Below are 12411 nucleotides of genomic sequence, written 5' to 3' on the forward strand. Positions count from 1 at the left end.
ATAATCCCAACTGTCGTGCCGAAATTTTTCAATGATCGTGCGACGCTCCGCGTCGCATGCCGTTCTGGACGCTCTGCGTCCGGTCTTGATTGCGCTGCGCGGCGTCAGCCGATTTCCCTCCAGCGCACCCCGCCGTTATCATCGCCGCATCTTGTGAAGGACTTATCCGATGCTCAATGGCCTGTGGCTTGTTTTTTTTGTCGTGGCGACGATTTCTGCGCTGGTGCAGTGGCTGGTGGGCGGCAATGCGGGGATTTTTGCGGCGATGGTCGAAAGCATCTTCGCCATGGCCAAGCTCTCGGTCGAAGTCATGGTGCTGTTGTTCGGCACCCTGACGCTGTGGCTGGGCTTTTTGCGCATTGCAGAGAAGGCCGGGATCGTCGACTGGCTGGCCAAGGTGCTCGGGCCGCTGTTTCTGCGTCTGATGCCGGAAGTCCCGCCAGGCCACCCTGCGCTGGGCCTGATCACCCTCAACTTTGCTGCCAACGCTCTGGGGCTCGATAACGCGGCCACGCCTATCGGCCTGAAGGCCATGCGCTCGTTGCAGGAGCTCAATCCGAGCAAGACCGCCGCCAGTAACGCGCAGATCCTGTTTCTGGTGCTCAACGCTTCATCCCTGACCCTGCTGCCGGTGACAATCTTCATGTACCGCGCCCAGCAAGGTGCTCCCGATCCAACCCTGGTGTTTCTGCCTATCCTGCTGGCCACCAGCGTCTCGACGTTTGTCGGCCTGTTGTCGGTGGCATTCATGCAGCGCCTGCGCCTTTGGGACCCGGTGGTGCTCGCCTACCTGATCCCCGGCGCACTGCTGCTCGGTGCGTTCATGGCCTTTCTCGGCACACTGTCGGCCACAGCACTGGCGGGCCTGTCGTCGATTCTTGGCAACCTCACGCTGTTCGGCCTGATCATGATGTTTCTGATGATAGGCACGTTGCGCAAAGTGCTGGTCTACGAAGCGTTCGTTGAAGGCGCGAAAGAAGGCTTCGATGTCGCCAAGAGCCTGCTGCCTTATCTGGTCGCCATGCTCTGCGCGGTCGGCGTGCTGCGCGCATCCGGCGCACTGGACTTCGGTCTGGAAGGCATTCGGCATGTGGTGGAGTGGCTGGGGCTGGACACACGCTTCGTCGATGCGCTGCCGACCGCGATGGTCAAACCATTCTCTGGCAGCGCGGCCCGGGCGCTGCTGATCGAAACCATGCAGACTCAGGGCGTGGACAGCTTCGCCGCACTGGCGGCCGCGACGATTCAGGGCAGTACCGAAACCACGTTCTACGTGCTGGCGGTGTACTTCGGTGCCGTGGGCATCCAGCGCGCCCGACACGCAGTGGGCTGTGCGTTGCTGGCGGAGTTTTCCGGCGTGGTTGCGGCAATCTTCGTCTGCTACTGGTTCTTTGGTGCCACCGCCACCTGAGGCGTCACTGAGCCGGCGTTGCGGGCGCTGACTCAGCCGGAGCAGGCGCCGGAGCCTCTGGCTTCGGCTGGCTTGCCTCAGGTTGTGCCGGTGCCGATTCAGGCGCAGCCTCGTCGCTCGAGTCGCCACCCGGCTTGAGTTTGATGATCCGCCCGGTCGGTCGCTTGACGGCCGGTTGATCGTTGTCGGTCACCACGAAGCGCAGTACGCCGATCATCTGACCGTCCTCGGTCAACACCCGCACCTGCCAGCGCCCTGTCACGTCCTCCGGGAAATTCTGCTTGCGGGTCCAGGCGCGATAGCCTTCCTTGCGCCCACCGTGGATATCCAGGGCAATGCGGTCCATCTCCTTACCTTCGTGCCACCAGACATGGTAGATGCGCTCGTCCAGGCCGCGTGGCGCGTTGATAGCGGTGTAGGCGTACAAACCGCCATTGCGCAGCTGTTTGACGCTGATCAGCGAGATGCTGTCGCCCGGCGTCCGGTTCTTGTTATCGAAATCCGGGCTGACGGCCACTTCGGTCAGCCAAAGAGTCGCCGGTGGTACCCACGAACGCAGCAGCCAGCCCGCAGCGCCAATGGCCAGAATCATCGTGATCACCGTCAGCGCATTACGCCAGGTATTCAGTGCGAAGGTCGACATCAGGCTGGGGACCGACAACAGCATCGCCACGCCCAGCGCCAGTTTGTAACTCTCGGCGGTGGTCAGGTGCAGAATGATCGGTAGCGCGGTAAGCAGTGCAGCGAACAGGGTCAGCGTGTGCAGCGTCATGAACAGCCAGCGTTTGGGTGCCAGCCATTTGTAGTACAAAGGGTCGATGATCGAGATCAGCCCGGCCGCCCCGAGTGCCGCCGTGAACACCGCCTGACCGCTGTTCCAGGTGGTGGTGATGAAAAAGAACGGCAGCACAAAAAACAGGCTTTCCTGGTGGATCATCTGCGTGCCGTAGCGCAGCAGGCCTTGCGGAATCTCGCGGCCCAATGCCTTGTTGAGCAACCCGACCATGGTGTTTTCGACCATCAGCCACAGCCAACTGATCAGCATCACCACGGCGATCCAGGTCGCCAGCCCTTCCTGGCGGTCGACCAGAATGAAGCTGGCGATACCGGACACGAAACCGAACGCCGCAATGAGCCCCGGGTAGCGCTGCATCAAGTCGAGCACGGGTGTCACAAAGCGGTTCAGATCACGCATTTCAGTTGTTCACTCGGTTTGAAGCATACAAAAAACGCGCAGCTTAACAAACGCTGCGCGCGGCACGCACCAAGGGTGCAGGTCGGCGTCAGAATTCTATTTTTTGCCCCGTGCCCGCCAGCGCCACACGGCCAGCAGCACGATCAGGCCCAGCACGCCACCTACCAACCAGTACAGGCCGTCATAGCTGAACAGCGGTTTTTCGATGCGCATATAGCCTGGCTGTGCGAGTAACTGGCGCATGGCCTGGTTGGCGGTTTCCAGCTTGACCGCCTTGATGCGCTTGGCCGGATCCTCGAAACGGCCCTTTTCGTAATCGTTGAGCGCGCTCCAATAATAGTCGGCCAGCGCACTATTGCCTTGCGTGGCCCACGATTGCCGGTCGATGGCGAGCTGCTGCAGCCGCGCAAACGTGGCGGGCTGCATACCGTCTTTTTGCAGGCGCTCAACCAGTGCCCGAATATCCCGCTCGGCTTCATCGGCATCATTGCGTTCGACGTCGGCATTGAGGCTCAGAAACCCCACATCGCCGAACACTTCGCGCTCGGCAGACGGCCCATAGGACAGGCTGCGTTTCAGGCGCAGTTCGGTGTAGAGCGCCGAGTCCAGGTAAGCCTTGACCAAGTCCCATGTTTCGTCGTGCTGGTCGTCAAGCTGTGGCTCGGGGTAGATCAGGTGCAGCTTGGCGCTCTCGCCCAGCCCGCCGCGCTGCAACTCTTGTCGCGCTTGTGCCGAGCCGCTGCCTGGTGCCAACGGTGGGTGATCAATCGGGTCGGTAGGTGCGAGTTTGCCGTAGGTGCGCTCCAGATAGGCCGGCAGGAGCTTGTCCAGATCGCCGACCACGATCAGCGTCATGTTGTTGGGCGCATACCAGTTGGCGAATACGTCTTCGATGTGCTCAAGCTTGATGCCGTCCACCTCGGGACGCTCGGCGCACTTGAGCCCCATCTCCACCGCCAGTTGGCTGATGGCGCTGCGGCCTGAGTCTCGGCGGTCCAGCAGGCGCTGCAAGTGTGAAAAATGCCCGCCGTCTTCGCGCTCGACCACGCGTTTGACGCCGTCCAGACGCGCCTGACTGAGCTCTGTGCGGGTCATGATTTCCAGCAACAGGTCCAGCACCTTGCGTTGATTGCGCGCAGGCGCTTCGATCACAAACGTGGTATCGGCGTTGCTGGTGAAGGCATTCCACTCGCCGCCCAGCGCCTGCATGCGCTCCTCCAGCCCGCCTTCGCCGCTGTCATCAATACCGCTGAACAGCAGATGTTCCAGCAGGTGCGGCAGCTCCTTGTCCTGACAGGGGAAATCGTCAAAGCCGATCCCCACCACCAGGCGAATGGCGACGTGACCCTTTTCATAGCCAGGTTTGAGCAAGACCTGCAAACCGTTGGGCAGCAGGTAGCCCTCGACCTGAAGGCGGTCAAGGGCAAACGAGGGGAGTGAACCGAAAAGCAGACAAGCGAACAGCAGGCAACGCATAAAACAGCTTTCCTGGCGGGCCGGTATGTTTAAAAGACTTCATACCTGCCCTTACGTTCACAGTGATCGTTCGGGCTGGCCCTCACTCGACAAGGCCCCGGTGTCGGACGTTTCCAGCACCACGTAGGCACTGCTGCAAAACAGCGAGTTGAGGCGCTTCATGTCGGCAATCAGCTCCAGGTGCAGCGAACTGGTCTCGATACTCTGCACGACTTTTTGTCGCAGACGGCTGACATGCGCGTGCGCCAGGCGACGCTCCTGCGCCCTGAACCGGCGCTTCTCACGCAGCAATTGCCGCGCGCTTTCTTCGTCGCCGCTGAGAAATACTGAAAGGCCCAAGCGCAGATTCGACTGTAACTGAACCTGCAGATCGGCAAGCTCTTCAAGCCCGACCTCTGAGAATGAGCGACGATGCGACGTTTTCTGCTGCTGGATCTTGCGCAACATGCGCTCGATCAGGCCGCTGGCCAGTTCCAGGTTGATGGTCAGCTCGATGATTTCAGCCCAGCGCCGGTTGTCGTGCTCGCCGAGGTCTTCCCGTGGCATTTGCGCCAGGTACAGTTTGATCGCGCTGTACAGTGCTTCGACGTCATCGTTCAGACGCCGTACTTCCTGAGTGACCGCCGTTTGCGTACCGCGCAGCACGGCCAGCATCGAACTGAGCATGCTCTCGATCAGGTCGCCCATGCGCAGCGTTTCGCGCACGGCGTTGGCCAGTGCGAGGCTGGGTGTCGCCAGCGCGGTCAGGTCCAGATGCCGAGGCTTGGCCAGCCCGCCAACCTCGTTTTGCTGTGGCAGCAAGCCTGCGCACAGCCGCGCCATCGGGCCGACCGTGGGCAGCATGATCAGGCAGCGCACCGTGTTGTAGATCAGGTGAAAGCCGATCACCAACTCTTGCGGACGAAAGCCCAGCGTGTCGATCCAGGCAACCAGCGGGTCGAGCACCGGAATGATCAGCAGCAGGCCGAACAGTTTGTACAGCAGGCTGCCGAGGGCAACCTGCCGGCCAGCAACGTTCTGCATGCTGGTGCTGAGAAACGCCAGCAGGCCGCTGCCGATGTTGGCGCCGATCACCAGGCCGATCGCTACCGGCAGGCCAATGACTTCCGTACCTGCCAGGGTAGCCGTCAGCAACACCGCCGCGAGGCTGGAGTAGGAGATCAACGCGAACATCGCGCCCACCAGCGCATCCAGCAGCAGGTCACCCGTCAGCGAGGCAAACAGCACCTTGACCCCGGCCGCCTGAGTGATCGGCGCGGCAGCGGCGACGATCAATTGCAGCGCCAGCACGATCAGCCCCAGGCCGATACCGACCCGGCCCAACTGACCGGCGCGGGTCTGCTTGCGTGACAGAAAGAACACCACACCGAGAAAAATCAGCAGCGGCGACAGCCATGACAGGTCGAACGTCAGTACACGGGACATCAAGGCTGTGCCGACATCGGCACCGAGCATGATCACCAGCGCAGGCGTCAGCGTCATCAGCCCCTGGCCCACAAAGGATGTCACCAGCATGGCCGTGGCATTACTGCTCTGCACCATGGCGGTCACCAGAATGCCGGCGATGAAAGCCAGTGGTCGTTTGGACATGTTCTGGCTGAGCAAACGGCGCAGTTGTGCCCCGTAAACACGAAGGATGCCAGTACGCACGATATGCGTGCCCCAGATCAGCAGGGCGACGGCAGATAGCAAATCGAGCAGGGTCAGCATGCTGAAAGCCCCCTGAGGTTTGCCCATTCAGGCGATGAATTGAAAGATGCAGCATGTAGCGAGCGGGAAAGGCTGTAATGCTCTACTAAGCTTTTAGTCGGCCTTTGGCCTTGACGCCAGCATCGCACAGGGTTGGGGTCATTGAAATAAAAGTGTCATAAATCGTTGGCTGATTATTACGCGTACGTTTGAGCGCTATGCGTCACAAGACTGCGCCGCGCCGCACGATAGTTTAGATTATCGCTCCTCACGCTCCGGCGGCCCTCAACGAAACCGGTCAACCTCATTACGCAGTTCAGTCGCCAGGCCATTGAGCTCCTGAGCGGTGATGGCGAGGTTGGACATGACCTGGCGTTGTTCGCTGTTGGCCATGGCGATGCTTTGCAGGTTGCTGCTGAGCATCGTTGCAGTGCTGCTTTGTTCCTGGGTTGCGGTGGTGATGGCTGCGAACTGGTGGCCGGCCGAGCGGCTTTGTTCGTCGATCTGGGCCAGTGCCGAGGCGACTTTGGCGTTGAGCGACAGGCCTTCCTGCATCAGCGTGTTGCCCTGCTGCATGGTGCTGATCGCGTTGCCGGTTTCCTGCTGGATGCTGGCGATCATGCCGGAAATCTCGTCGGTCGCCTCGCGAGTACGAGACGCCAGGCTGCGCACTTCGTCAGCCACCACGGCAAAGCCGCGGCCTTGTTCACCGGCACGGGCGGCCTCGATGGCGGCGTTGAGGGCCAGCAGATTGGTCTGGTCGGCAATCGAGGTGATCACCCCCACAATGCTGCCGATTTCCTGCGAGCGCTGACCCAGTGTGTCGATGACCGTGGCGGTGCTGCTCAAGGACGTTGCGATCTGTTGCAGCGATGAAGACGCCTCGTCCATCGAGGTGCGACCGATGCGGGTCTGCTGGGCATTTTCCTGCGCCAGGCGCTCGGTGTTGCCCATGTTGTCGGCGATGTTCATCGAAGTGGCGCTGAATTCCTCAACGGCGCCGGCCATGCTGGTGATCTCGCCGGACTGTTGCTCCATGCCCTCGTAAGCGCCGCCAGACAAGCCGGACAGTGCGTGGGCACGGCTGCTGACTTCCTGCGCGGCAGTACGAATATGCGACACCATGGAGGACAGTGCTTCGCTCATCTTGTTGAAGCTGCCGGACAGCTGGCCGATCTCGTCATTGCTGGTCACATTGAGGCGCACGCTCAGATCGCCCGCGCCCAGTGCATCGGCCTGGCGGACCAGTTCCGACAACGGACGCAGTTTGCTGCGCAGCAACCAGATAGCGCTGATGACAGCAATCAGCATGGCCAGCAAGCTGCCGATGGCCAACTTGGTGCCCACATTCCATGTCACTTCGCTTATTTCATCGCGCGGCATGTTGGCAATGACTGTCCAGGGGCCGCCGGCGAAAGGCTGGCCGACGCTGTAGAAGTCATCGCCGCCTTCATTCCAGAACTGTGCCTTGCCCGGTTTGCTCGCAAGGTCAGCGACTGCCTTCGCGGCACCGTCGAGGGATTTGACGCCCGCAGGCGGAACCAGCCAGGTACCTTTCTCATCAAGCAGTGCCAGCGAGCCGGTAGAGCCGATGCGGAAGCTCTTCAGGTTATCAAACTGGGTTTTCTGTGCATCGGTGTAATCGAATCCTACAAACAGCGCGGCAATGATTTTGCCGCTGCTGTCGCGAACCGGGCTGTATTGCGTCATGTAGTAGCGATCGAACAGCACCGCTTTGCCTACATAGCTCTGACCGGCCATCAAACGCTCGTAGGCCGTGCCCTTGCGATCCAGCACGGTGCCGATGGCGCGGGTGCCATCCTGTTTGCTCAACGAGGTGCTGATCCGAATGAAGTCGTCGCCGCTGCGCACGAAAATCGTCGCGACGCCTGCGGTCATCGAGCGGAATTCGTCGACTTCGGCAAAGTCGTTGTTCAGGGCGGTATCGCGTAGATACAGGCCCGGGGTCTGAGTGCCCGCGACCGTGACCGGCTTGTCGGGCTGCAGGCTCAGGCCACCGGCGAAGCGCTTCTCGAACAAGCCGCTCAGGCGCTGGGTGCTGTCGCGCAGTGTGCTGTGAAAGGTGCTGAGCTGATCGGCCAGCAACCGGGCTTCGCTCGACATGTGTTCTTCGCGAATGACCAGGTTGGACGCGTCCAGAGACCTCAGAGCGAACAGCGTACTGCCACTGATGACAACTGCCAGGATCACCGCCAGAGCAATACCGAGTTGCGAGGCAATTCGGGTACGGGGCTTGGACATAGAGACTCCACGCCAAATGATTGGAGTCGCCGGATCCGTGGCTCACCATTCAGCTGATTTTAGTTAAAGTTTTCAAGCCGCCGGATGGGCGGTCGTTAAGCAGTGCTTCGGCCAGTAAGATCGTTGCTTGAGCGCGAGGCGGGACATTAACAAATGATAGCAGTTCAATACTAAACAAGTTTTTAATGCAGTATTTCAGCTAACGGCAACTCCATTGCTTTCACTTCTGCCTGAAGAAAATCGCTCAGCCGCCGCAACCGCTCTGCGCCGGGCCTTGTGCGTGGCCACACCAGGTAATAGTTCTCGCCACTGAACACCGCCGTGCGCCACGGCAGGCTCAAGCGCGACTGCGCCACATCCTCGGCAACCATCAGCAGATCGCCCATCGACACGCCATAACCACGCGCTGCCGCAATCATCCCCAGTTCAAGCGTGTCGAAAACCTGCCCGCCCTTGAGCGAGACCTGGTCTGCCAGACCCATGCGGTTGAGCCAGGTGCGCCAGTCACGCCGATCAGGTGTGGGGTGCAGCAACTCGGCCTTGGCCAGCCGCTCTACGTCCCATGGCGGGTCCTGCAACAACGTCGGTGCGCCCACCGGAATCAACAACTCCGGAAACAGCAGCGTGGCTTCCCAGTCCGAGGGGAAATGCCCTTGGCTGAGCAGAATCGCGCAGTCGAAAGGCTCCCGGGTAAAGTCCACGGCATCAATGTCCATCCAGGCGCTGGTCAGTTGCACCTCGTTACCGACTTGCAGATGACGAAAGCGGCTGAGCCGCGCCAGCAGCCAGCGCATGGTCAGGGTCGATGGCGCTTTCATGCGCAGGATGCCCTCGTCGGTCTGCAGCGTGCTGCACGCTCGCTCCAGAGCCAGAAAACCGTCGCGTACGCCGGGCAACAAGGTGCGTGCCGACTCGGTCAGTTGCAAGTTGCGCCCGTTACGCTGAAACAAACGGCAGGCAAAGTGCTCTTCCAGCGTGCGGATATGACGGCTTACTGCACTCTGGGTAATCGATAGTTCTTCAGCCGCCCGCGTGAACGATGTGTGTCGTGCGGCGGCTTCAAACGCCCTTAGTGCGTAAAGAGGGGGCAGATTACGAGGCATGCGGAGCTTCCTGCTGGCGATGAGCAGCCACTTTACTGCAAATTGGTTCAGATGAGTTTTACTCATGCAGAGCATCAGGTTTATCGTTTTGTGCTTCGACGTCCAGACGCCCAGAATAGGCGCTCATCCGAACTCCCGCCGTAGAGCACCGCCGACATGCAGCAGCCCGCCCTAAAAGAACTCTGGATCATCCTGCGCCTGGCCGGGCCGCTGATCGCCTCACAGATGGCGCACATGCTGATGGTCTTCACCGACACGGTGATGATGGGCAAGATTGGCCCCGAAGCGCTGGCGGGCGGCGGTCTGGGCGCTGCCACATACAGCTTCATCTCGTTCTTCTGTGTGGGCGTGATGGCGGCCGTCGGTACGCTGGTGTCGATTCGGCATGGCGCAGGCGACAGCGAAGGGGTAACCCGCCTGACGCAGGCGGGCCTGTGGCTGGCGTGGGGGATGGCGTTGATCGCTGCCCTGCTGCTGTGGAATCTCGAGCCGTTCCTGTTGCAGTTAGGGCAGGCCGAAGCCAACGTGCACATGGCTGCTCAATTTCTGATCACCCTGCCCTTCGCGCTGCCCGGCCTGCTCAGCTTCATGGCGCTGCGCGGCTTTACCAGCGCGCTCGGCCGCGCAGGACCGGTGATGACTATCAGCGTGGCTGGGGCTGTCGCCAACTTTGTGCTTAATTACGCGATGATCAATCAGTGGCTCGGGCTGCCCAATCTGGGGCTGATGGGGATCGGGCTGGTCACCGCCATTGTGACCAACTGCATGGCGCTGGCGCTCGCCTGGCACATCAAAAGGCACCCCGCCTACGCGGCGTATCGGATCAGCAAGGGGCTGTCGAAACTCTCGCGCAGTCACCTGAAAGAGCTGTGGCGTCTTGGCCTGCCGATTGGCGGGACTTACGCGGTCGAGGTCGGTCTGTTCACCTTTGCGGCGTTCTGCATGGGCGCAATGGGCAGCACGCAGATGGCCGCGCACCAGATCGCCCTGCAGACGGTGTCCATGGCGTTCATGATTCCGGTGGGCATTTCCTACGCAGTGACCATGCGTATCGGCCAGCACTACGGTGCCGGCAACATACTGATGGCGCGCACGGCAGGCCGTCTGGGCATCGGTTTTGGCGGCAGCGTGATGCTGCTGTTCGGCATTTTTTTCTGGCTGGCCCCGCATTGGGTCATCGGCCTGTTTCTGGACCTTGATGACCCGGCGTTTGCCGAGATTGTCGTGCTGGCCGCAAAACTGCTGGCCATTGCAGCCTGGTTCGAGTTTTTCGACGGCACCCAGACCATCGCCATGGGCGCGATTCGCGGGCTCAAGGATGCCCGCACCACATTCCTGATCGGGCTCGGCTGCTATTGGCTGATCGCCGCGCCTGCCGCATGGCTGCTGGGTTTTTATGCTGACGGCGGTGCGTCGGGTGTCTGGTGGGGGTTGGCGCTGGGCCTGTTCTGCTCGGCCGTGGCGCTGACATACGCGTTTGAATGGAAGACCGCCCGCCTGTTGCGCAAGGAAGCCGTCGGCGCGGCTTAGCCTGGCTAAGCCAGCGCACTGTCTCAGCCAGACTGAGAAGCATCGGCCTGACTGGCTTCCAGGCGCAGGTACGTCAGTAGTTGCTCCATCGGCAGCGGCCTGCTGATCAGGTAGCCCTGCACCTGATTGCAGCCGAAACTGCGTAACAGCTCCAGCTGCCCGGTGGTCTCGACGCCTTCGGCGACCACTTCCAGATTGAGGTTGTGCGCCAGCGTGATCATGGCGTTGACCAGCTTGCGGTTCTCTTCGCGTGCTTCCATCTGCTCGACAAAGCCCATGTCGACCTTGAGCAGCGCAATGGGCAGGCTGTTGAGGTGCATGAACGACGAATAGCCCGTGCCGAAGTCATCCAGTGAAAACCGCACGCCCAGCCGGCCCAACGCTTCCATGGTCTGTCTGACCTGGTCGCTGCGGCGCATCACCGCTGTTTCGGTCAGTTCGAACTCCAGCCAGTGCGCGTCGACGTTGTGCTCTTCGATCAGGCGATTGAGCGTCGGCAACAGCTGACTGTCCTGAAACTGCCGGAACGACAGGTTGATCGCCATGTGCAGCGGCGCCAGGCCTTGCTCGCGCAGGGCCTGCATGTCTTTCAAGGCCCGGAAGATGACCCAGTAGCCGAGTGGCACGATCAGGCCGCTTTGCTCGGCCAGTGGCACGAACTCACTGGGTGGCAACAGCCCGCGTTCTTGATGACGCCAGCGCACCAGCGCTTCGAGGCCGACAATACGGCCCGTGTCCAGGCACAGCCGCGGCTGGTAATGCAGCTCCATCTCGTCGCGGCGCAAGGCCCGTCGCAGCTCACCTTCCAGGTCGGCGAGGCTGCGCGCATTGCGATTGATGCGCTCGTCGAACAGGTGGAAGGTGCAGCCCTGCATGCTTTTGGCCTGGCGCATGGCGATATGCGCGTGCCACATCAGCGGGTCGGCTTCGGGGCGGGTTGGTGAGTGCGCAATGCCCAGGCTGCAGCCGAGCAGCAGGCTTTCGCCATCCACCCAGTAAGGCTCGGCCAGCACGTCGGTGATACGTTCGGCCAGTTGCAGGGCGCGTGCGGGGGCGGTTCGTGTATCAATCAGCAGGGCAAATTCATCACCGCCCAGACGGGCGATCTGGTCGCCGGCATCGAGCTGGTTTTTCAGGCGCGCTACCACTTGCAGAATCAGCCGGTCGCCGGCCTGATGCCCGAGCGAATCGTTGGCGTGGCGGAAGTTGTCCAGGTCCAGATGCCCCAGCGCCAGGCTGCCGCCCTCTGCCAGACGACTGGCCAGCAGCGCCTGAAAACCCTGACGGTTGGCGATGCCGGTCAACGGATCCTGACCGGCCAGACGTCGCAAGGTGTCTTCCAGGCGGCTGCGCTCATGAACGTAACGCAGGCAGCGGCGCAGGACATCGCCGGTCAACGTGTCACGCACCAGCCAGTCGCTGACACCGCTCGGTCCGACCAGCGGTTCCTCTTCCAGCAACACCACGGTCGGCAGCAGGCAGGTTCCGGTTTTGGGCAGCAGGTCGGGCGTGGTCAGCAGCACGGTATTGCGCTCGCTGCCGTACCGGGCACTGAAAACATCCCAGTTCGCGCCATGCAGCAGTATCACATTGCCGCCCGGTGCGGCGGCGCAACCGTTCAGAAGCGCCTGCCAGAAAGGCTCGTGTGCCAATAAAAGCAATCGCAGGGGTTCGACAGGTGTAGGCAATCTAACTTCCTAAGTACAAAGGAAAAATCGGTGGCCGCACTCTTCAGGGAGCGCGAC

8 protein-coding genes and 1 pseudogene are annotated in these 12411 nt (G+C 61.3%); 2 read left to right on the forward strand and 7 right to left on the reverse strand.

All coding sequences use genetic code 11. The features are described from left to right. Window positions 1–169 precede the first annotated feature (169 nt). Window positions 170–1411: a nucleoside recognition domain-containing protein gene (locus DW49_RS0115905; RefSeq protein WP_024421319.1), complete on the forward strand. Its 1242-nt coding sequence runs from the start codon at window positions 170–172 to the stop codon at window positions 1409–1411. A gap of 4 nt (window positions 1412–1415) precedes the next feature. Here the strand turns inward: DW49_RS0115905 and DW49_RS0115910 are convergent, their stop codons facing one another. The 6 genes and pseudogenes from DW49_RS0115910 to DW49_RS0115930 all read right to left on the reverse strand — a co-directional run bounded on the left by DW49_RS0115910 (window position 1416) and on the right by DW49_RS0115930 (window position 9136). Next, window positions 1416–2606 (reverse strand): DUF5924 family protein, encoded by a 1191-nt coding sequence (locus DW49_RS0115910; RefSeq protein WP_005613404.1) that lies wholly within the window; start codon window positions 2604–2606, stop codon window positions 1416–1418. Between the two features lie 96 nt (window positions 2607–2702). Continuing rightward, window positions 2703–4082 carry a M16 family metallopeptidase gene (locus DW49_RS0115915; RefSeq protein WP_005613402.1) on the reverse strand — a complete coding sequence of 460 codons (1380 nt, stop codon included), beginning with the start codon at window positions 4080–4082 and terminating at the stop codon, window positions 2703–2705. Between the two features lie 57 nt (window positions 4083–4139). Then, window positions 4140–5792: a Na/Pi cotransporter family protein gene (locus DW49_RS0115920; RefSeq protein ID WP_024420364.1), complete on the reverse strand. Its 1653-nt coding sequence runs from the start codon at window positions 5790–5792 to the stop codon at window positions 4140–4142. Window positions 5793–6056: 264 nt separating this feature from the next. After that, entirely contained in the window at window positions 6057–6917 is an 861-nt protein-coding gene (locus DW49_RS1000000134265; protein WP_370464032.1) for a methyl-accepting chemotaxis protein, read from the reverse strand. Next, window positions 6912–8033: pseudogene (locus DW49_RS1000000134270) on the reverse strand (Cache 3/Cache 2 fusion domain-containing protein); the annotation flags it as partial. The gene DW49_RS1000000134265 and the pseudogene DW49_RS1000000134270, both read right to left, overlap by 6 nt. Window positions 8034–8215: 182 nt before the next feature. Beyond that, window positions 8216–9136, reverse strand: a complete 921-nt coding sequence (locus DW49_RS0115930; protein ID WP_005613396.1) for a LysR substrate-binding domain-containing protein — start codon at window positions 9134–9136, stop codon at window positions 8216–8218. 156 nt (window positions 9137–9292) lie between these two features. Here DW49_RS0115930 and DW49_RS0115935 point away from each other — a divergent pair, with 156 nt between their 5' ends. Continuing rightward, window positions 9293–10666 carry a NorM family multidrug efflux MATE transporter gene (locus tag DW49_RS0115935; RefSeq protein ID WP_005613395.1) on the forward strand — a complete coding sequence of 458 codons (1374 nt, stop codon included), beginning with the start codon at window positions 9293–9295 and terminating at the stop codon, window positions 10664–10666. A gap of 23 nt (window positions 10667–10689) precedes the next feature. Here DW49_RS0115935 and DW49_RS0115940 read toward each other — a convergent pair whose 3' ends face one another. Then, entirely contained in the window at window positions 10690–12354 is a 1665-nt protein-coding gene (locus DW49_RS0115940) for a putative bifunctional diguanylate cyclase/phosphodiesterase (protein WP_005613394.1), read from the reverse strand. Between the last annotated feature and the right edge of the window lie 57 nt (window positions 12355–12411).

It is taken from the genome of Pseudomonas avellanae BPIC 631, from assembly GCF_000444135.1.
Taxonomy (GTDB): domain Bacteria; phylum Pseudomonadota; class Gammaproteobacteria; order Pseudomonadales; family Pseudomonadaceae; genus Aquipseudomonas; species Aquipseudomonas avellanae.

Bases quoted from the DNA above. Each gene is read 5' to 3' on its own strand.
- DW49_RS0115920 (WP_024420364.1), bottom strand. From the start codon at position 5,792: ATGCTGACCCTGCTCGATTTGCTATCTGCCGTCGCCCTGCTGATCTGG.
- DW49_RS0115930 (WP_005613396.1), bottom strand. From the start codon at position 9,136: ATGCCTCGTAATCTGCCCCCTCTTTACGCACTAAGGGCGTTTGAAGCC.
- DW49_RS0115935 (WP_005613395.1), top strand. From the start codon at position 9,293: ATGCAGCAGCCCGCCCTAAAAGAACTCTGGATCATCCTGCGCCTGGCC.
- DW49_RS0115905 (WP_024421319.1), top strand. From the start codon at position 170: ATGCTCAATGGCCTGTGGCTTGTTTTTTTTGTCGTGGCGACGATTTCT.
- DW49_RS1000000134265 (WP_370464032.1), bottom strand. From the start codon at position 6,917: ATGAGCGAAGCACTGTCCTCCATGGTGTCGCATATTCGTACTGCCGCG.
- DW49_RS0115910 (WP_005613404.1), bottom strand. From the start codon at position 2,606: ATGCGTGATCTGAACCGCTTTGTGACACCCGTGCTCGACTTGATGCAG.
- DW49_RS0115915 (WP_005613402.1), bottom strand. From the start codon at position 4,082: ATGCGTTGCCTGCTGTTCGCTTGTCTGCTTTTCGGTTCACTCCCCTCG.